Source organism: Microbacterium sp. KKR3/1 (assembly GCF_021272365.1).
Lineage (GTDB): Bacteria > Actinomycetota > Actinomycetes > Actinomycetales > Microbacteriaceae > Microbacterium > Microbacterium aurugineum.
Genome location: NZ_JAJSDW010000001.1, coordinates 397,611 through 417,657, shown reverse-complemented (window position 1 = coordinate 417,657; position 20,047 = coordinate 397,611). Strand labels below are relative to the sequence as shown.

Here is a 20,047-nt window from a genome sequence, read left to right as displayed (position 1 = left end):
GAGCCGGGAGTATTCATCTCACCCCTCGAACAAACCGCGGATGTCGTCGGCGGTCAGCGATTGTGCGAACAGCGCTTCCTCATCGAGGACGGCGGTGAACAACCGGGCCTTGCGGCGCTGCAGCTCGAGCACCTTCTCTTCGATGGTCCCGGTGGAGATCATCCGGTAGACGAACACCTGACGGTCCTGTCCGATGCGGTGCGTGCGGTCGATCGCCTGCGCCTCCGCCGCGGGATTCCACCACGGGTCGAGGAGGAACACGTAGTCGGCTTCGGTCAGCGTGAGGCCGAATCCCCCTGCCTTCAAGCTGATCAGGAACACCGGCTGCTCCCCGCCGGTGAATCCGTCGACCACCTTCTGGCGATGCCTGGTCGTCCCGTCCAGATGGGCGTATGGGATTCCCGCGGTATCCAGGCGGGCTGCGGCCAGGTCGAGGAAGGACGTGAACTGACTGAACACCAGGGCCCGGTGGCCCTCGGCCTGGAGCTCGATCACCCTCTCGAGGAGGACGTCGAGCTTGCGCGAACCGATCTTCGCGTCTTCCGGGTCGATGAGACCGGGAGCGAGGCTGAGCATCCGCATCAGGGTGAGCGAGCGGAACACGATGAAACGGTTGCGATCGAGGTCTTCGAGTAGGCCCAGCACCTTCTGACGTTCCCGCTGCAGCACCGTCTCGTACACGGCGCGGTGGGAGGCGCCGAGCTCGACCTCGAGGATCTGCTCCTGCTTCGCAGGGAGTTCCGGAGCGACGATCTCCTTCGTGCGCCGCAGCAGCAACGGGCGTATCCGTCGTCGCAACTGCGCGAGGCGTCGTTGCCGGTACTCGCCGCCCTCCTCGTTCTCCGGCACCTTGCCCTGCTCGATCGGCTGGATGTACCGCTCGCGGAATTTCCGCGCCGACGGGAAGAGTCCGGGCGCCGTGAGCTTCAACAGTGCCCATAGCTCGCTGAGGCTGTTCTCCATCGGGGTTCCGGTGACGGCGAAGGTCACATCGGCCGAGAAGGAGGCGACGGCGCGGTGCAGCTTCGTCGCGGGGTTCTTGACGAACTGCGCCTCGTCGAGGATGAGCCCCGCCCAATCCACAGCCGCGTACTCGGCCTCGTCGAGCCGGGCGACGGCATAGGTCGTGATCACGAGGTCGGTCTCGCCGAGGTGGTCGACCAACCCGGGACCCTGGGTGCTCGCCCGGAGCAGCACTCGAAGCGAGGGCGTGAATCGAGCGGCCTCGCTCCGCCAGGTGGCCAGCACGGAGGTGGGTACGACGACCAGGAACGGGCGATGCTCCCCCGCCTCCCTGGCGTGTGCGATGAGTGCGAGGAGCTGGAGCGTCTTGCCGAGTCCCATGTCATCGGCGAGGATTCCTCCCAGGCCGTGGTTCCAGAGGAATGCGAGCCAATCCAGCCCCTCCTTCTGGTACGGCCGCAGCGTGGCGTTCACCGCCGCCGGCACCGGAACCGAGGGCACGGAGGAAGCACGACGCAGAGCATCGGCGGTGGCGCGCCAGGTGACGGCCGGGAGAGCCTCGTCGGCGAGGTCCTCGAACTCCTCCCAGAGGTCTGTCTGATACCGGCTGACCCGAGGACCCGTCTCCCACTCGTCGAGCGCGCCCGCTTCGTCGATGAGCTCACGCAGGTGATCGAGGGCACGATGGTTCAGCGAGAAGTAGCTGCCGTCGACGAGCAGGAGCTTCTTCCGACCAGTGCTCAGCGCCGTGAACAGCGGTTCGAACGGGATCGTGCGCCCATCGATCTCGACCAGCACGCCGAGGTCGAACCAGTCCGGATCCGTGCTCTCCACGGTCGACACGGTGATCTCCGGGTCGCCCGTCAACTCGTGATAGCTCTTGCGCCGCCCCGAGACCACCACCGTGACGCCGTGGGCTTCGAGAGCGGGGACGATCCGGGTGACGAACTCGGCTGCCGCGACGTCGTGGAACGAGCCCGTGGCCTGGAGAGCCTCCCCCAGATGCTCGGTCCAGACGTTCTGAAGCGCGTCGCGGTGCGCCGCCTCCGCCGTGGTGTCGCGCACCGCATGATCACTGGCGGCGAACGGAACCCGTCCGAATCCGCGATACTCCCACGCGAAGGTATAGGAGACCGTGTCACCCCGACGGAACGACAGCTCCAGCACGGCATGAGGTGCGGGCAGCGCAGGCAGTTCGACACGGTCGGCGGAGCGCACGGCGATCCGACGCCCGAGCAGCGGATAAGCATCCTGGAAGAACGCCGCTTCGTCGCCCGCCGGAACCTCGAGACCCGCCGCGGGACCGATCAGGGCGTGGACGGGCTCGCTGAGCGGTACCTCGGCGAGTGTCACGTGCAGACGCGTGCCGTGCTGCGCGATCTCGTACACGCCGCTGCGACCGATCGCCCGGACGTCCCGGGGCTCGACCTCGCGGCCGTCGATCGTGATGTCGGGGCGCACCACGAGCCCTCCGTCCTCGGCGCGTCCGATCGTCGCGCCGATCGTGGCCTGCTCCGCCACGGCGACGCTCGTGTTCTTCTGCGTGGCGACGAGCGGTATCCCGAGGTCCGCAGCGGTTCGCAGGTGCCCCCACAGCAGGCCGGATTCGATCAGATCCGCGACCAGCCAGTCACCGGCGGTACCCGACAAGAGAGTGTCCCGGGCGATGCTTAGCAGGTCGGCGAACCACCGCGATCGATCCCGCCCGTACTGCGAAGACGAACGCCGCACCGCGTCCCACGTCGCAGACCCCTGCACCCAGGCATCCGTCGCGGCGCTCCGCTCGAGCGGGCGGATCCCGAGAAGGATCTCCCCCGTGCGCTTCGCCACGTCGCGGGCTGTGGCCGTACGCTGCGGGCGCGAGGCCCAAGGATTCGCCCCGCTTCCGTCGCGCACCCGCAACTCGACACCGAGTGCGAGGGGCGTCTTCGCGTCGTCACGCGAAGGACCGAGGATCGTACGCCAGTCTGCGTACGGCGGCCCCTCGGATCGGGACGGTTCGAACGGAAGAGCCATGCTTCCATCCTCTCCGCCACCGCCGACAGTACGACGCGTCGGACGGGTCAGGCCGCGCGAGCCACCCGGGCGAGGACGCCGTGCACGAAGGCCCCGGAGTCGTCGGTGGAGAACTCCTTCGCGAGTTCGACGGCCTCGTCGATCGCAACCGCAGTCGGCACTTCGTCGTTGTACAGGATCTCCCACACCGCGATCCGGAGCAGCGCGCGATCGACCGCGGGCATGCGCTCCAGCTTCCAGTCCCGACTGTGCGTCGTGATCTGCTCGTCGATCTCGTCGCGGGTGTCGATGATGCCGTCGACGATCTCGCGCGCGTAGAGCCACGAGGCCTCGCGTGCGGGCTCACTCGCGGCACGCTTTGCCTCGGCGGCCAGGGTCACGGCGAGGTCATCCCCGCGCACGTCGGAGGAGAAGAGGATGTCGAGAGCGCGCTTGCGCGCCTTCGTCCGGGCGCTCACGCCTTACTTCTCGCGGCCGAGGTAGTCACCCGTACGGGTGTCGACCTTGACCTTGGTGCCGGCCTCGACGAACAGCGGCACCTGGATCTCGTAACCGGTCTCGAGCGTGGCGGGCTTGGTGCCTGCCGACGAGCGGTCACCCTGCAGGCCGGGCTCGGTGTAGGTGATCTCCAGGATCACGGAGGCCGGGAGGTCGAGGTACAGGGGGTTGCCGTTGTTCAGGGCGATCGTGACGGCCTGGTTCTCGAGGAGGAAGTTCTTCGCGTCGCCGACCGTGGCGGCCCCGACCGTGATCTGGTCGAAGTCGGTCTGGTCCATGAACACGTAGCCGTCGCCGTCCGTGTACAGGTAGGTGTAGTCGCGGCGGTCGACGTTCTCGATCTCGATCTTGGCGCCGGCGTTGTAGGTGCGGTCGACGACCTTGCCCGACACGACGTTCTTCAGCTTGGTGCGCACGAACGCGCCACCCTTGCCGGGCTTCACATGCTGGAACTCGATGACGCTCCAGAGCTGCCCGTCGATGCTGAGGACGACGCCGTTCTTGATGTCTGCGGTAGATGCCATGCGCTGCGAGTTCCGTTCGTGTGTCTGCGGGGTCGGACGAGACCGACAGTCGATTCTACGGGATGAGTGCGGCGAGCTGTCGCACAGCGTCTGCGTAGCCGTCGACGCCGCGGCCGGCGACCCGCACGGCCGCCACATCTTCCAGGTAGGAATGGTGGCGGAAGGCCTCACGCGCGAGCACATCGGAGATGTGGACCTCCGCGAACGGCAGCGCCACCCCGGTGAGCGCGTCACGCAGCACCACCGACGTGTGCGTGAGCCCGCCCGGATTGATCACGATCCCGGCACAGTCCTCCCGTGCCGCATGGATCGCGTCGACCAGCACGCCCTCGTGGTTGCTCTGCAGCGCCCGGACCTCGAATCCGACCGCGGCTGCGGCCTCGGTGGTGATCCGCTCCACGTCCGCGAGAGTGGCCGTGCCGTACACGTCGGGCTCGCGGGTACCGAGGAGATTCAGGTTCGGCCCGTTGACCAGGAGGATCCGGCGGCTCACTCCCCGACCTCCTGATAGGCGGCGAACAGCAGCGACTCGTCCGGAGCCTGCAGGACGGTGGGCTTCGCGAGGTCGTCGAGGAGGATGAAGCGCAGCATCCCGCCGCGGCTCTTCTTGTCGCGCTGCATGGTGGCGAGCAACTGCGGCCATGCCCCCGCACGGTACGAGGTCGGAAGGCCCAGCGACTCCAGGATCGTCCGGTGCCGCTCGGCAGCGGAGTCGGACAGACGACCCGCGAGCCGCGAGAGCTCGGCGGCGTAGAGCATCCCGACCGAGATCGCGGCGCCGTGCCGCCAGCGGTACCGTTCCGCATGCTCGATCGCGTGTCCGAGCGTGTGCCCGTAGTTGAGGATCTCGCGGAGTCCGGCCTCGCGGAAGTCGTCCGAGACGACCTTCGCCTTCATGTCGATCGCCAGTTCGACCGCGCGGCGGAACTCCTCGGATGTCGTGTCGACGGCGCGGAGCGGATCGGCCTCGATGATGTCCAGGATCTCCGGAGCCCAGATGAATCCGGCCTTGACCACCTCGGCGAATCCTGCGGTCGCCTCGTTGGGACTCAGGCTGGCGAGCTCGTCGAGGTCGCCGATCACGGCGCTCGGCGCCCAGAACGCCCCCACGAGGTTCTTGCCCTCCGCGGTGTTGACACCGGTCTTGCCGCCGACGGACGCATCGACGAGGCCCAGCACCGTGGTCGGCACCTGGATCAGCTGCACGCCCCGCAGCCAGGTCGCGGCGACGAACCCGGCGAGGTCGGTCACCGCTCCCCCGCCGTATCCGATGACCGCATCGCTGCGGGTGAAGTCCGCCTGGCCCATCACCTGCCAGCAGAAGGCCGCGACCTCGATCCGTTTGCCCTGCTCGGCATCCGGGATCTCCGCGAGCAGTACCTCGCGCGGACCGTCGGTGGTGTCGGCGAGAAGTCTGTCGCGCAGCTCGGCCGCGCGGGACGCGAGCGTGGGCGGATGCACCACCAGCACCTTGCGGACGCCCGGCGCGAGCGCGGCGGAGACCCGATCCAGGATCCCGCGTCCGATCGTGATGTCGTAGGCGTCGTTCCCCGTGACGCTGATGGTCGTCGTGCTCATCGCTGTTCTCTCCTCCATGTCACGATGTCATCCGCGATCTTCTGCATCGGACGACGTGAGGTGTCGAAGGTGGTCGAGGCGACCTCGGCGTACCACCCCCGGCGTTCCTCGAAGATCTTCTTCCAGCGCTCCACCGGATCCTCATCCCCTGACAGGAGGGGGCGGTTGCTGCCGCGGAGCCTGTCCGCCACTGCGTCTGGGTTCACCGTCAGGAAGACGACAGGATGCGCTTTCAGGAGTTCGCGGGTGGCCGCCTGCGTGACCGCGCCTCCACCGAGGGAGATCACGCCCCCGTCGGCGAGGGCCTGGGCGACCGCGGCGCGTTCGAGCTCCCGGAAGTGCGCCTCTCCATACTCGGCGAAGATGCCGGGGATCGGACCATGTTCCGCCACGATGCGTTTGTCCGTGTCGACGAAAGCGACGCCGAGCCGCCGAGCGACGCGGCGTCCGACGCTGGTCTTGCCTGCGGCCATCGGGCCGACCAACACCAGCGTCAGCGGATCAGCCGCGCTCGTCATGCGCGATGAGCGCCGCCTCGGACGCCGGTGTCGTCCGCAGCCCCGCCGGGATGCCTTCGAGGTAGCCCTCGAGGTTGCGACGGGTCTCGCGGATACTGTCGCCACCGAACTTCTCGAGCACGGCGTTCGCGAGCTCCACGGCGACCATCGCCTCGGCGACCACTCCGGCGGCGGGCACAGCGCACACGTCGGAGCGCTGGTGGTGAGCGGTGGCGTCGTCACCCGTGGCGGTGTCGATCGTGCGGAGGGCGTGCGGGACGGTCGCGATCGGCTTCATCCCGGCGCGGACGCGCAACACGGTTCCGGTGGACATGCCGCCTTCCGTGCCTCCGGCCCTGTCCGAGCCGCGCGTGATGCCGTCCGCGGTGGCGAAGAGCTCATCGTGGGCGGCCGAACCTCGGCGGCGCGTGGTCTCGAAGCCGTCGCCGACCTCGACGCCCTTGATCGCCTGGATGCTCATGAGCGCCTGAGCGAGACGCGCGTCGAGGCGTCGGTCCCAGTGCACGTGGGAGCCGAGTCCCGGGGGAAGGCCGTATGCGAGCACCTCGACGATGCCGCCCAGCGTGTCGCCGTCCTTCTTCGCGTCATCGACCTCGGCCACCATCAGAGCGGAGGTCGCGGTGTCGAAGCACCGGAGCGGATCGGCATCGAGCGCCTCGACATCGTCGGGCGTGGGGAGCGGAGACCCCTCGGGCACCCGCACCGGGCCGATCGACAGAGTGTGGCTGACCAGGCGGATACCGAGCTCACCGAGGAACGATCGGGCGATCGCCCCGAGCGCGACACGCGCAGCCGTCTCCCGCGCGCTCGCTCGTTCGAGGATCGGACGCGCCTCGTCGAAGTCGTACTTCTGCATGCCCACGAGGTCGGCGTGCCCCGGACGTGGACGTGTGAGGGGCGCGCTGCGCCCACGGGACTTGTCGGTGAGCTCCACGGGCTCGGGGTTCATGACCTCGATCCACTTCGGCCACTCGGTGTTGCCGATGCGCAGAGCGATCGGGCTGCCGAGGCTCTTGCCGTGCCGCACACCGCCGGAGATGGTCAGCGCGTCCTGCTCGAACTTCATGCGCGAGCCACGGCCATAGCCCAGCTTGCGACGAGCGAGATCGGCCTGGATGGCCTCGGAGGACACAGGGACGCCGGAGGGCAGGCCCTCCATGACGGCGATGAGTTCTGGGCCGTGCGATTCGCCGGCCGTGAGCACGCGGAGCATTGCTCCAGTCTCCCACGGGTTGGCCCCCTCGCCGCGCCGCGTTTCGACGCCGTCCGCTCAGAGCGCGGCGCGCATGGCGGAGACGACCTCTGCTTCGGCGGGCAGCGGGAGCGCCGGATCCCCGTGCCGGAAGATCCGGATCTGGCGCACGGCCTGATGCAGCAGCATCCCCAAGCCGGACACCACCGTGCCGTCGCTCCAGCGGGACGCGAGGGCGGAGGGCCAGGGCGCATAGGCAGCATCGAACAAGGCTCCGCCGGTCTCGGCCAACCCCACCGCGGTTTCGACAGGAAGGGCGGTCGCACTGGGCAAGGTCGAGAGGGTCAGATCGACCGCGTCGCGTCCGCCGTCGAGGGAGCGCGCTTCGACTGGCATACCCAAGCGGTCGCCGAGGGCGACGAGTGCCTTCGCCCGCTCCGGGCGTCGAGCCCGCACCTCCACGTGCTTCACCCCGATCTCGGAGGCGGCGACGAGCGCGGACGCGGCAGTGGCGCCGGCACCGATGATGCGCGCCGTCTCCGCAGCGGTGATCCCCGCCTCCGACAGCGCGTCGATGATCCCGCCGACATCGGTGTTGAAACCGGCGGGCGCCGCCCCGAGCAGCAGGGTATTGACGGCGCCGGTGAGCTCTGCGTGGCGATCCCTCGTCGCAGCGGCGCGGTAGCCCTCCCCCTTCAACGGCATGGTCAGCGACAACCCGCGCCACGTGTCGTCGAGTCCACCGAGTACGGCGGTGAAGGCCTCCGCAGAGACCTGACGCCGTCCGTACTCCCATTCCAGACCGAGGACCCGATACGCGGCGGCATGCAGGTCAGGGGATTTGGAGTGCGCGATCGGGTCCCCCCAGACCGCGAGTCGCGTACGCGTCACCGCGTCAGCACCCGGCGTCGGGGTTCGCGCGGCACCATTCGCGCCACTTCTCGATCCCCTGCTCGTGCTCGGCCATGGTCTCGGAGAACTGCGTCTCCCCCGTGCTGAGGTTGATCGTGACGAAGTAGAGCCACGGGCCATCGACGGGGTTCATCGCCGCCGAGATCGCGGCGTCACTCGGACTCGCGATCGGCGTCGCGGGGAGGCCCTCCCGCACGTAGGTGTTCCAGGCGTTGTCGTCTTCCAGCGCTTCCTTGGAACTCGAGACGACGCCCTCGTGCAGCGAGCCGTAGCCGTACTGCGCGGTCGAGTCCATCTGCAGCTTCATATTGATGTCGAGCCGGTTCTGGATCACGCGCGAGACCTTCGCGAAGTCGTCGAGCCGACCTTCTCGCTGGATGATCGAGGCGATGGTCAGTATGCGCTCCTCGTCACCGGCGGGGACGCCCGCCGCGTCGAGCGATTCACGGGTGCGATCGACCATGCGCTGGATGACCTGCGTGGCCGTTACCGCGGGATCGAACGTATAGACGGCCGGGAACAACCAGCCTTCGAGGCTCTGCGCTTCCACCCCGTACTGCGAGGGATCTTTGACGGCCGCCTCGAAGTCCGCCAGCGGCAGACCGAGAGTCTCGGCCATGGCAGGGAGGGAGGAGACGATGGTTCCACCTTCAGCGACCGAGACGGTGTTCTCGAGCTTGTTCGCGTCGTCCCGGAGTGCCGCGAGGGCGGCCTCGGCCGTCATCTTCGTCTGAAGCTTGTACACGCCCGGGTAGAAGATCACGGCGATGTTCTCGTCGACGAGGTAGTCGTAGAAGACGCTCTCGGTCTTCGTCACCCCCGCCTCGTACAGTGCGGTCGACACGGGAGAGCCGGTGTCGCCCTCCTTGATCGTGACGAAGGCCTCGCCGGTCGCCAGACCCGGCTCCCAGTCCTTCGAATCGCCCCAGCCCATCGCGTCACTGATCTTCTCGCCGTAGGTGTTCGCCACCCAGACTCCGGCCGCCGCGATACCACCGAAGATCACCAGGACGATGATCAGCGCGATCAAGCACCCCTTGCGGCGCTTCTTCTTCGGCGCGGCGTCGATGTGATCGTCATGGGGGACGAAGAGGTCGTCCAGCCCACCGCCGAGCACAGGCTCCGGTGTCGCCGCGGCACCCGAAGGCGACTCGATCCGGGGCACGGCACGGGTGGGGGTGTCCGCGGCATCCGCGGAGGCACGGACCGGAGTCGGCGAGGGCACCCCACCGGCGGCGGCGACGGCGTCGTCCGCAGAAGCGCGAACAGGCACGGGAGAAGCCTCGGCCGCTGTATCGGCACCGGTGACGGGGCGGGACTCCCCCGCGGCCGCTTCTCTGGCCGCCCGACGCGAACCCGGAACGGGCGCGCTGTTGTCGACCGTGGGAATCTGCGCGGTCGGCTCGGGGAGGTTCTCGAAGAGATCCCCCAGGCGGGAATCTGCGTCGTGCCGCGGCGTTTCGTTGTCGCGTTCGGACATCGTCAGGCGTGCTCCTCGTCAGGCGAGATGATGGCACCGGCCGGGTTTCCGGTGCTCTTCTCCATGTCGATCGCCTGCTGCAGAAGCACCACGGCGGCGACCTGATCCACAATGCTACGAGACTTCTTCTGAGATCTCCCGGAACTGCGCAACGCAGCATGGGCCGTCACAGTGCTCAAGCGCTCGTCCACGAGCCTCACCGGAGTGCCGCTGCGCCGGCAGAGTTCGGCGGCGAACTCCCGCGCGTCCGTGGTCGACGCGGTATCCGCACCCTGCATGTTGACCGGCAGACCGACCACGAACTCCAACGGGTCGTACTCGCTCGCGATCTGAAGGATCCTTGCGATCGAGGCCTCGTCGCGAGGCACCGTCTCCACGGGGACGGCCAGCATCCCGTCGGGGTCGCAGCGCGCGACACCGACCCGCGCGCGCCCCACGTCGATGCCGAGCCGCACACCGCGGCGGAAAGTGCTCACGCGCCGCGCAGCTCCTGTGCGATGGCTTCGAGCGCCGCCGGCAGAGCCGCCGTGTCGGCGCCGCCACCTTGCGCGACATCATCGCGCCCACCGCCACCGCCGCCGAGCACGCCTGCCGCGCGCTTCGCGAGCGCACCGGCCTTCGCTCCCGCCAAGCGTGCGGCGTCATTGGTCGCGACGACGACGACGGGCCGCCCGCCCACGACCGCCCCGAGTGCCACCACAGCGGCCTCCGAGCCGAGCCGATCGCGCACGCCGTTGACGAGGTCTCGCACGTCATCCGCCGATGCGACTTCGCCCAGACTCTGCGCGGCCAGTCGGAACGCACCGACGCGCGTCGCGGCGTCGACGATGGCCGGCACCTGTCCCGCTCTCTCCTTCGCCTCGAACTGCGCGATGCGCTTCTCCGCAGCCTTCAGGCTGGCCGTCAGGTCGGCGATCCGCTCCGGCAGCTGCTCCCGCGGCGTCTTGAGGGAACTCGTCAGCTGCGACACGATCGCCCGCTCAGCCGCGAGCTCACGGAAAGCATCGGCGCCGACGAGAGCTTCGATACGACGGTTGGAGGCGCCCACCGAGGACTCCCCGACCAGGCTGACCAGCCCGATCTCGGCACTGGTGGTCACGTGCGTCCCGGCGCAGAGTTCCCGCGACCACGGCCCACCGATGTCGACCATGCGCACGACGTCGCCGTACTTCTCGCCGAACAGCGCCATGGCGCCGGCTTCCTTGGCCTCGTCGAGCGAGACGATGCGCGTGGTCACTTCCAGGGCGTCCTGCACCGCGCGGTTGGTGATCTCCTCGATCTCGCTGCGCGTATCGGCCGAGAGCGCCTGCGACCAGGCGAAGTCGAAGCGCATGTAGCCGGCACGATTCAAAGAACCGGCCTGCGTCGCCGTGGGACCGAGGGTGTCACGGAGCGCGGCGTGCACGAGGTGCGTGGCCGAATGCGCCTGGCGGGCTGCACGGCGGTTCGCCGCGTCCACGACCGACGTCGCGACATCGTCGACGGCCACGCTTCCGCGCGTGACTTCGACGGTGTGGCTGATGAGTCCGGGGACCGGCTTCTGAACGTCGAGCACTTCGAGCGCGTAGCCCGGGCCGACGATCGTGCCCTTGTCGGCCACCTGACCACCGGACTCGGCATACAGCGTCGTCTCGGCGAGCACGACCTCGGCGATCTGCCCTTCGGATGCGCTGCGCACAGGCGCTCCGTCGACGAGGAGTCCGAGCACACGGGACTCGACCTCAAGGGCGGTGTATCCGTCGAAACCGGTCTCGCCCAGGGAGCGCAGCTCCCGGTAGACCGATACGTCGGCGAGCTGACGCTTGCGGTTGCGAGCGTCGTCCTTGGCCCGCTGACGCTGCTCCTGCATGAGCGTGTCGAAAGCGGCGCGGTCGACGTCCAGTCCCGCTTCCTCAGCGACTTCGAGGGTGAGGTCGATCGGGAAGCCGTAGGTGTCGTGGAGCAGGAACGCCTCGGGACCGCTGAGCGTCTTGCCCCCGCCCTTCCTGGTCTCGTCGAGGGCGAGATCGAGGATCGTGGAGCCGGCCACGAGGGTCCGGCGGAACGTCTCCTCTTCGGCGAACGCCGACGCGGACAGTACCGCCCAGTCCCTCTCGAGTTCCGGATAGGTCGTCTTCATCACATCGCGCGATGCGGCGAACAGCTCGGGGAACACCGGCTCATCGACGCCGAGCAGTCGCATCGAGCGGACCGTGCGGCGCATCAGACGGCGGAGGATGTACCCACGCCCCTCGTTGGATGGACGCACCCCGTCGGACAGAAGCATGAGGGAGGAACGCACATGGTCGGCGACAACGCGGAATCGCACGTCGTCCTCATGCTGCACACCGTACGGGCGGCCGGAGAGCTCGACGGCGCAATCCAGCACCGGACGCACCTGATCCGACTCGTACATGTTGTCGACGCCCTGCTTGAGGAATGCGACACGCTCGAGTCCCATCCCGGTGTCGATGTTCTTCATCGGCAGCTCGCCGACGATGTCGAACTCCGTCTTGCTGCGGATGTTCTCGATGAAGTCCTGCATGAACACGAGGTTCCAGATCTCCAGGAACCGTGAGTCGTCGACGGCGGGACCGCCGTCCTTCCCGTAGGCCGGCCCGCGGTCGAAGAAGATCTCGGAATCAGGACCGCCCGGTCCGGGCTGCCCTGTGTTCCAGTAGTTGTCCGCGCGCCCGAGACGCTGGATGCGCTCCGGCTTGAGACCGATGATGTCGCGCCAGATGGCTTCGGCCTCGTCGTCCGTCTCGTAGACGGTGACCCACAGGTCCTTCTCGTCGAAGCCGAGCCCCCCGTCCGACTCGGAACCCGTCAGAAGCTCCCAGGCGTAGCGGATCGCGCCTTCTTTGAAGTAGTCGCCGAACGACCAGTTGCCCAGCATCTGGAAGAAGGTGCCGTGACGGGCGGTCCGACCGACCTCTTCGATGTCGTTGGTGCGAATGCACTTCTGCACGTCCGCGATCCGCGGATGCGGCGCAGGGACGACGCCCGTGAGGTACGGGATCATCGGCACCATGCCGGCGACCGTGAACAGCAGCGACGGGTCGTCGCTGACGAGCGAGGCCGAGGGGACGATGAGGTGGTCGTTCTTCTCGAAGTAGTCGAGGTAACGCTGCGCGATCTCCGCAGTTTTCATAGAGTGCCGGGTGTCCTTGCGTGAAGATGCCGCGCCGGGGCGCTGCTGCGGTGGTTCAGTTGTCGCCCGGCTCCGTGAGCCGTGCCTCCTGCTCGCGGTAGGCGTCGCCGAGGATCGCGGTGAATCCGTTGATCCGGGCGTCGACCTCGGCGAGGATGTCGTGACCACGCGGGTCCTTGTTCATGAAGTGAGCCGCGACGAAGCCGCCGATCACACCGATCAGGAACCACAGCACGTTCTTCATGTCGTCATCCTTGCCTTTGACCCGCGAAGGCGCGGTGTCACCATCGTATGCGGAAACGACAGGAGGCGTCGGGAATCCCGACGCCTCCTGCCTGATTGCTCTTTCGCTGTATCAGCGAGCTGCGTAGTACTCGACGACGAGCTGCACTTCACAGGTCACGGGGACCTCGGCGCGCTTCGGGCGACGGACAAGACGCGACTGGAGCTTGTCGAGCTCGACCTCGAGGTAGCCGGGAACGGGGGGCAGAACCTCGGCGTGACCGCCGGCTGCTGCCACCTGGAAGGGCTCGGTGCCCTCGCTCTTGGCCTTGACGTGGATGAGCTGACCCGGCTTCACGCGGAAGGACGGGCGGTCGACGAGCTGGCCGTCGACGAGGATGTGACGGTGCACGACGAGCTGACGAGCCTGCGCGGTGGTGCGGGCGAAGCCCGAACGCAGAACCAGAGCGTCGAGACGCATCTCGAGGAGCTCGACCAGGTTCTCACCGGTCAGGCCGTCGTGACGACGGGCCTCGTTGAACGTGTTGCGCATCTGCTTCTCGCGGATGCCGTACTGCTCGCGAAGACGCTGCTTCTCACGCAGACGGACGGCGTAGTCGCTGTCTGCCTTGCGCTTGGTGCGGCCGTGCTCGCCGGGAGCGTAGGGACGCTTCTCGAGGTAGCGGGCGGCCTTCGGGGTGAGCGGGATACCGAGGGCACGGCTCAGACGAACCTTGCGACGGTCCTGGGACTTCGTGGTCACGAAGCTTTCCTTCCGATGACGTGGTCGCGTCTTTCACGACTCACGGACGTATCGTCCGCGTTCTGCCTTGGAGCGCACGCCGGGGCGCCAGCAAGGTGGGGTGTGAACGAGGAGATGCCCGAAAACTCGGTTTCGAGCCGCTCAAGTCTAACAGATCGCGGTTCCGCAGCTGCGTGGCGGCTCAGCGGTCGCCGAGGATGCGGCGGATGCGCTCGAGTCGCGCGGCGATGTCACGCTCGGCACCGAGGTTCTTCGGCTCGTAGTAGCGCTTGCCGTCGAGCTCGTCGGGCAGGTATTGCTGCGGCACAACGCCGTACTCGCTGTCGTGGGAGTACACGTATCCCTTGCCGTGTCCGAGACGCTTCGCTCCCGGATAGTGGGCATCGCGCAGGTGCAGCGGCACCCGTCCGAACCCGCCGGAGCGGATGTCGGCGATCGCCGCGTCGATGCCCACGTAGGCCGCATTGGACTTCGCCGTGGTCGCGAGATACACCGTCGCCTCAGCGAGCGGGATGCGTCCCTCCGGCATACCGATGAAGGCGACCGCATCCGCCGCCGCGACGGCGATGCCGAGAGCCTGGGGATCGGCGAGGCCCACGTCTTCCGAGGCCGAGATGACAAGACGTCGAGCGATGAAGCGGGGGTCCTCCCCTGCTTCGATCATGCGAGCGAGGTAGTGGAGTGCGGCATCGGGGTCGGATCCTCTGATCGACTTGATGAACGCGCTGATGACGTCGTAGTGCTCGTCACCCTGACGGTCGTATCGCAGCAGAGCCTTGTCGACGGCTTGCGCGATGTGGTCGGCGGTGATCTCCGCGGCACCCGACGACGCATGCGCCGCTGCGGCCCCGTCGTCCGACTCGTCCTCTTCGCCGGTGTCGGCCGCGTGCGAGACGGCGACCGCCGCGCCTGCTTCGAGACCGGTGAGGGCACGCCGGGCATCCCCCGACGCGAGCCGGATCAAGGATGCACGCGCCTCGGGGCTCAGGACCACGGCGCCGTTCAGCCCCCGCGCGTCCGTCACCGCACGATCGACGAGCACCCCGATGTCCTCATCGGTGAGGGGCTGGAGCGTGAGCAGCAAGGAGCGCGACAGCAGCGGCGAGATCACCGAGAAGGAGGGGTTCTCGGTCGTCGCCGCGATCAGGATGACCCAACCGTTCTCGACACCGGGAAGCAGCGCGTCCTGCTGCGCCTTGGTGAAGCGGTGGATCTCGTCGAGGAAGAGGATCGTCGTCTGCCCGTAGAGATCACGCTGCGTGATCGCCTCCTGCATCACCTCCCGGACGTCCTTCACACCAGCGGTGATCGCCGAGAGCTCGACGAAGCGGCGCCCTGAGGACCGCGCGATCGCCTGAGCGAGCGTGGTCTTGCCCGTGCCCGGTGGGCCCCACAGGATCATCGACACGGCACCCGGGGAGGTCGCCTGCGGGTCGGCGAGGGCCACGATGGGGGAACCGGCTCGCAGAAGATGACGCTGTCCCGCGACCTCATCGAGGGAGACCGGGCGCATGCGCACGGCGAGGGGCGTCTGCCCGGAGAGCAGCGCGGCGGGGGACGTCATCCATCCAGGCTACCGGCGGGCTCGGACACTTCGGGCGACCGCGCGCATCCCGGTAGGCTCTCAGGCGACGTCGTGTCACGACGTCGGGATGGGAGATCGAGGCATGGCCGCACGCGGTTCCAAGAAGGCACAGTCGCGCACGTCAGCCGAGCGCGCACGGCTGCACGCCGCGCGCACGCAGTGGCACGAGGGTCAGATCCGTCGTCGCGTCCGGGACAACACGATCGCCGCGGTCGCCGCGAGTCTCATCGTCGTCGCCGCGATCGGCAGCCAGGTCGTGCATGCACAGGTCACCGCACCCGAGCCGGAACCCACGCCCGCTCCCACCGTGGAACCGACGACCCCTCCCACGGACGCCCCGTCGGAGACTCCCACGCCGCTCCCCTCCGACACCCCGGCCGGATAGTAGGTTCCGCGACCTGATCACTGCTCGGTGACGGCCAAGCGATAGCCGCGCTTCACGACGGTCTGCACCAGATCGATACCGTCGAGCGACTCGCGAAGGCGCGCCACGGCGACCTCCACCGCCCGACCGCTGCGTTCCCCACCCGGGAGTCCTCGGCCGAGCTCGGCGCGCGAGAGGACCCGACCACCTGCGAGGAACAGCGCTTCCATGACGCCCGTGGCCCCGCGAGACAGGGGGATGAACCGCTCGTCGACGACGACACCACCGCTGCGGACCTCGAGGCGGCCCGCGTCGGTGACCAGCGCTGCCGTACCGCTGTCGTAGTGCGCGACCACCCCCCGGGCGAGTGCTGTGACGCTGGATCCCTCCGTGCGCATCACGGAGAGGCGGGCGAGGCGCAGACGGTCCGCATCCTCCCGGTGGAGTGCGCCCAGGAGCAACCTCCCCGAATCCGACCTTCGGCGGATGGCCTCGAGCGCTCCTGTGCTCTCGGCCGTCTCGAGCCAGGGCGCCGTGGGGGCCAGGAACAGCACGGCGTCGATCCCGCCTCTCGCTGCACGTTGGACGACGCTCCGCAGGGCGGCGGACGTCCGTGCGCCCCCTCGTGGCACCGTGACGCGGAACACCGCCGCCCCCGCGTCCGTCAACACCCCGATGAGACCTTCCGATCGTCCGTCGGCGACGCCGTCGCGCGGGGACTCCGCAGCTCTCGCATCATCCGACACGATGATCCTGCATCCCGCGAGCGGCGGGCGTCGACCGGTCGCCGGGGTCATGAGGCAGGACTCCCCACTCGACGAAGCGGCACTCGGCGGGCGCTCCCCTCGCCCGCGCGAGCTTTCCCCGGCTTCCCCTGATGCGGCAGGCCCTTCTCCTGCACGTCCGATGCCACTCGCGGATCGTCCAGCCGCGGCAGATCCTCGGCGACGAGGAGCACCGCTTGTTCGCCGGCGCCGGACGCCGACGCGAGTCCCGCCGCAGCCAGACCGGCACGCACGGACCGCAGGTGCTCGGTCCGCACCCCTCGCAACTCGATCCTCGCGTCCGCGATCCGTGCTCGCAATCCGTACCGCTCGGCGAGCTCCCCGATGGCCAGCAGCTCCTTCGGGGTGAGCGTATCGTCGCGCATCACCGGAGAGACGACGTGCGTTCCGTCCGCCAGGACCCGGCTGTGGCCCTCCCTCTGCGCCTCGGGCGCCGCCGTCGCATGCCGGAGATCCCGCTGGACGGCGATCTGCAGGAGAACTCGAGCGATCGCCAGTGTGCATCGCCGACAGCCACGTGCGAAGCCAAAACGGTCGCGGATCGACGTAAACGTCACCTCGACGGCTCCACTCACGGTCGCGAGGAGGTCCTGCGCGCTCAGGGTGGCGTGATCGCAGATCTCCCCCGCATCCGCGCCACCGACCGCCGACAGCAGGCGTGCGGCGTGAGCGGGCCGCCACGCTTCTCCGACCAGGGCCCGGAGCGCCGCATACCCACTCGTATCGCCGACCAAGACCCCTCCGACCACCGTGCGTCCGTCGTCGGAGACCACGAGCTTGCGATAGATCCCCGCCTGGGGATCATCGTGCGTGACGATTTCGACCGCGGACGCCGGCGAGGCGAGCGGATCGCCGAACGTCGCGATGTCGACCCCGGCGACCGCGACGTTCCCGCCTTCGAGGTCGCGAGGGAGACGTGCGTCCCTGCCTCGAACGTGCGCTGCGGCGACGTCAGCCGTGACCCGCACCGCGCCGACGTACCCGGGGCCTCGTCCTTCGAGGCGCGCCACCTCTCCGATCGCGAGGATGCTCGGAACCGAGGTCTCACCTCTTTCGTCGACGAGCACGCCCCCTTCAGGATGCACACCGAGACCGGCGTTGCGGGCGAGCTCGTCGCGGGCACGCACCCCGACGGTGAACACCACCACGTCGGCGCGTTGGAACGAGCCGTCCTGAAACTCCAGCGAGGCGACCGAGCCCGACTCGTCCGGATCGAGTCGCGTCGTGCGGACGCCCGTGCGCACCGGTATGCCTCGTTTTCGGAAGACGCCCTGCACCACGGCTGAGGCCGACCGATCGAGTTGGCGGGGCATCACGCGGTCCGAGAACTCGATCACCGTCGTGTCGACCCCCAGCTCGCTCAACGCCTCGGCGGCCTGAAGACCGTGCAACCCCGCACCGACCACGGTCCCGCGCAAAGGACGCCCGAGTTGCCGGGACCTCGACCCCACGAACGCTCGGATCGCCTCGACGTCTTCGACGGTGCGGAACCCGAAGCACCCGGGAAGGTTCGCGCCGTCCACGGCGACCTTCGCCCCGAAGGAACCGGTCGCCAACACGAGCGTGTCGTAGGCGTAGGTGCGCCGTGCTCGCGTCCGCACCGTGTGTCCCGAAGGGTCGATCCGGAGAACCCGGTCGTCGCGGATCAGCCGAACCCGGTCGTCGCGGAACACGCTTCGCTCGAGTTGGATCTCCTCCGCACCGACACCCGAGAACACGCGTACCAGCGCCGAGCGGTCGTACGGGCCCGATCCTTCGTCACCGATAACCGTCACCCGTACGGGGGCATCGGGATCGCGGAGCAGCTGTTCGACGAACCGATGGGCTGCGACACCCGCTCCGACGACCAGGATCTCGCTCGCCGCGGGTGCCGTGCCGTTCATCGTGCTCCTGTCGACCGGAAGACTGTCGTCCTGGTGACGATAGGAGCGTCGTGTTTCCCGGAGGTGACGCCGAATGTTTCCTCCGTCGAACTTTCTGCTCACAGAACGGTAACGACGCGGCATCGGGGACCACGGCCTCACCCCCGGTGCTCGGGCGTACTAGGCTGAGCCTCGTCCTTTCCGCCTCCCGCGGCCCTACCGCGCAAGGAGAATCACGTGTCTGCCACCGAGCCTTCGAAGCCGACTCCCCCCGTCCCCGGACCGCCCGCCGTGCCGATGCCGCGAAAGGCGCCGACGCCGGCCGCCGTCGCGCCCGCCACCTCGGTGCCGGCCGCATCGTCGACATCCGCCGAATGGGGCCGCGTCTCCGACGACGGAACCGTCGAGGTCCGCGAAGGCGACGCCTGGCGCGTCGTCGGACAGTACCCCGACGGCACACCGGAGGAGGCTCTCGCCTACTTCGTGCGCAAGTTCGACGACATCGCGTTCAAGGTGCACACGCTCGAACAGCGCCATCAGGCCGGTGGCGCATCGGCCGCCGACCTCGTCAAGCAGGCGGGTCACCTGATCGATGAAGCGACGGATGCCGCCGCGGTCGGCGACCTCGAAGGACTCCGAGACCGCTTGAACGCCCTCACCTCTTCGCTGTCCGAGGCCACCGAGCAGGAGGCGCAGCAGGCCAAGGCGCTCGTCGACCAGGCGATCGCCGAGCGCACCGCCCTGGTGGAGAAGGCGGAGGCGATCGCCGCCCGCGATCTCAGCAAGGTGCAGTGGAAGCAGGTGACCGCCGAGCTCGGGGAACTGTTCGACGCCTGGCAGGCCCAGCAGCAGAACGGCCCTCGTCTGTCGAAGGGCGTTTCGCAGCAGCTGTGGAAGCGTTTCCGAGACGCACGCGCCGTGGTCGACAAGCAGCGCCGGGCCTTCTACTCGGAGCTCGACGATGCACACAAGCTCGCTCGCGACGCGAAGACACGTCTTGTCGAGCGCGCCGAGGCTCTCGCCCCACGCGGAACGGACGGCATTCCGGCGTACCGCACTCTGCTCGACGAGTGGAAGGCCGCCGGACGCGCAGGACGCAAGGCGGACGACGCACTCTGGGCCCGGTTCAAGGCTGCAGGCGACGCCCTGTATGCCGCCCGCGCGGAACAGTCCGCCGCCGAGGAAGCCGAGTCCGCGCCGAAGATCGAAGCACGCGAAGCCCTCCTCGAAGAGGCCAAGGCTGTCGCTGACGAGTCGAACATCAAGCGCGCTCGCGCGCTTCTCACGCGTATCCAGCGGCAGTGGGACGAGATCGGTCGCATTTTCCCCCGCGAGAAGGAGCGTGCTCTCGACGATAAGCTCCGCACCATCGAGCAGGCGCTCAAGGCCCGCGAGGACGTCGACTGGAAGAAGAACAACCCCGAGACCAAGGCGCGCGCGAACGACATGAGCTCGCAGCTGCTCGAGGCCATCGAGAAGCTCGAGGCCGAGGTGGCCGCAGCCGAGAAGGCCGGTGACAAGAAGGCCGCGAAGGAAGCGACGGACGCCCTCGAGGCTCGTCGCGCCTGGCTGAGCGCTCTCGGGGGCTGATCGGTTTCTCCACAGTTCTCCGCGCCCACGGCGCAGGCGGGGTGCAAGACGTCAGACTGACG

General features: G+C 68.5%; 18 protein-coding genes. 2 read left to right on the top strand and 16 right to left on the bottom strand.

Annotated elements, in window-relative coordinates; translation table 11 throughout:
* Positions 1–18: 18 nt before the first annotated feature.
* The 14 genes from LVJ59_RS02035 to LVJ59_RS01970 form a co-directional block, all read right to left on the bottom strand.
* On the bottom strand, positions 19–2,979 hold the full coding sequence (locus tag LVJ59_RS02035; RefSeq protein WP_232761828.1) for a DEAD/DEAH box helicase: 2,961 nt from the start codon (positions 2,977–2,979) through the stop codon (positions 19–21).
* A 47-nt stretch (positions 2,980–3,026) separates the two neighbouring features.
* Entirely contained in the window at positions 3,027–3,437 is a 411-nt protein-coding gene (gene nusB / locus LVJ59_RS02030; RefSeq protein ID WP_047519514.1) for a transcription antitermination factor NusB, read from the bottom strand.
* A 3-nt stretch (positions 3,438–3,440) separates the two neighbouring features.
* A complete protein-coding gene (efp, locus tag LVJ59_RS02025) occupies positions 3,441–4,001 on the bottom strand; it encodes an elongation factor P (protein ID WP_047519512.1) in 561 nt (186 codons plus the stop codon).
* A 55-nt stretch (positions 4,002–4,056) separates the two neighbouring features.
* The gene (locus LVJ59_RS02020; protein ID WP_047519510.1) at positions 4,057–4,494 is read right to left on the bottom strand and encodes a type II 3-dehydroquinate dehydratase; all 438 of its coding nucleotides are present in this window, start codon (positions 4,492–4,494) and stop codon (positions 4,057–4,059) included.
* Entirely contained in the window at positions 4,491–5,579 is a 1,089-nt protein-coding gene (aroB, locus tag LVJ59_RS02015; protein WP_232761827.1) for a 3-dehydroquinate synthase, read from the bottom strand. Before aroB ends, LVJ59_RS02020 begins: the two co-directional genes overlap by 4 nt.
* Complete coding sequence (locus LVJ59_RS02010) at positions 5,576–6,097, bottom strand: shikimate kinase (protein ID WP_232761826.1); 522 nt, start codon at positions 6,095–6,097, stop codon at positions 5,576–5,578. The genes aroB and LVJ59_RS02010 overlap by 4 nt, the downstream gene beginning before the upstream one ends.
* Entirely contained in the window at positions 6,081–7,310 is a 1,230-nt protein-coding gene (gene aroC, locus LVJ59_RS02005; protein WP_131491055.1) for a chorismate synthase, read from the bottom strand. Before aroC ends, LVJ59_RS02010 begins: the two co-directional genes overlap by 17 nt.
* A gap of 57 nt (positions 7,311–7,367) precedes the next feature.
* Positions 7,368–8,180, bottom strand: a complete 813-nt coding sequence (locus LVJ59_RS02000; RefSeq protein WP_232761825.1) for a shikimate dehydrogenase — start codon at positions 8,178–8,180, stop codon at positions 7,368–7,370.
* 4 nt (positions 8,181–8,184) lie between these two features.
* Positions 8,185–9,681, bottom strand: a complete 1,497-nt coding sequence (mltG, locus tag LVJ59_RS01995; RefSeq protein ID WP_232761824.1) for an endolytic transglycosylase MltG — start codon at positions 9,679–9,681, stop codon at positions 8,185–8,187.
* 2 nt (positions 9,682–9,683) lie between these two features.
* Positions 9,684–10,157, bottom strand: a complete 474-nt coding sequence (gene ruvX / locus LVJ59_RS01990; RefSeq protein WP_232761823.1) for a Holliday junction resolvase RuvX — start codon at positions 10,155–10,157, stop codon at positions 9,684–9,686.
* Positions 10,154–12,814 (bottom strand): alanine--tRNA ligase, encoded by a 2,661-nt coding sequence (gene alaS / locus LVJ59_RS01985; RefSeq protein WP_232761822.1) that lies wholly within the window; start codon positions 12,812–12,814, stop codon positions 10,154–10,156. The genes ruvX and alaS overlap by 4 nt, the downstream gene beginning before the upstream one ends.
* A gap of 55 nt (positions 12,815–12,869) precedes the next feature.
* A complete protein-coding gene (locus tag LVJ59_RS01980; protein ID WP_017202147.1) occupies positions 12,870–13,058 on the bottom strand; it encodes a hypothetical protein in 189 nt (62 codons plus the stop codon).
* A 111-nt stretch (positions 13,059–13,169) separates the two neighbouring features.
* Positions 13,170–13,799, bottom strand: coding sequence for a 30S ribosomal protein S4 (rpsD, locus tag LVJ59_RS01975; RefSeq protein WP_047519497.1), 630 nt, complete (start codon positions 13,797–13,799; stop codon positions 13,170–13,172).
* A 181-nt stretch (positions 13,800–13,980) separates the two neighbouring features.
* Positions 13,981–15,363: a replication-associated recombination protein A gene (locus tag LVJ59_RS01970; protein ID WP_232761821.1), complete on the bottom strand. Its 1,383-nt coding sequence runs from the start codon at positions 15,361–15,363 to the stop codon at positions 13,981–13,983.
* A gap of 103 nt (positions 15,364–15,466) precedes the next feature.
* On the opposite strand from LVJ59_RS01970, the gene LVJ59_RS01965 reads away from it, so the two are divergent.
* Positions 15,467–15,769 (top strand): hypothetical protein, encoded by a 303-nt coding sequence (locus LVJ59_RS01965; protein ID WP_227991631.1) that lies wholly within the window; start codon positions 15,467–15,469, stop codon positions 15,767–15,769.
* A gap of 17 nt (positions 15,770–15,786) precedes the next feature.
* Here the strand turns inward: LVJ59_RS01965 and LVJ59_RS18030 are convergent, their stop codons facing one another.
* Together LVJ59_RS18030 and LVJ59_RS01955 are read right to left on the bottom strand one after the other, a co-directional pair.
* The gene (locus LVJ59_RS18030; RefSeq protein ID WP_232761820.1) at positions 15,787–16,494 is read right to left on the bottom strand and encodes a winged helix-turn-helix domain-containing protein; all 708 of its coding nucleotides are present in this window, start codon (positions 16,492–16,494) and stop codon (positions 15,787–15,789) included.
* A gap of 47 nt (positions 16,495–16,541) precedes the next feature.
* Positions 16,542–18,416, bottom strand: a complete 1,875-nt coding sequence (locus tag LVJ59_RS01955) for an NAD(P)/FAD-dependent oxidoreductase (protein WP_232761819.1) — start codon at positions 18,414–18,416, stop codon at positions 16,542–16,544.
* A 216-nt stretch (positions 18,417–18,632) separates the two neighbouring features.
* Here LVJ59_RS01955 and LVJ59_RS01950 point away from each other — a divergent pair, with 216 nt between their 5' ends.
* A complete protein-coding gene (locus LVJ59_RS01950; protein ID WP_232761818.1) occupies positions 18,633–19,985 on the top strand; it encodes a DUF349 domain-containing protein in 1,353 nt (450 codons plus the stop codon).
* Positions 19,986–20,047 lie beyond the last annotated feature (62 nt).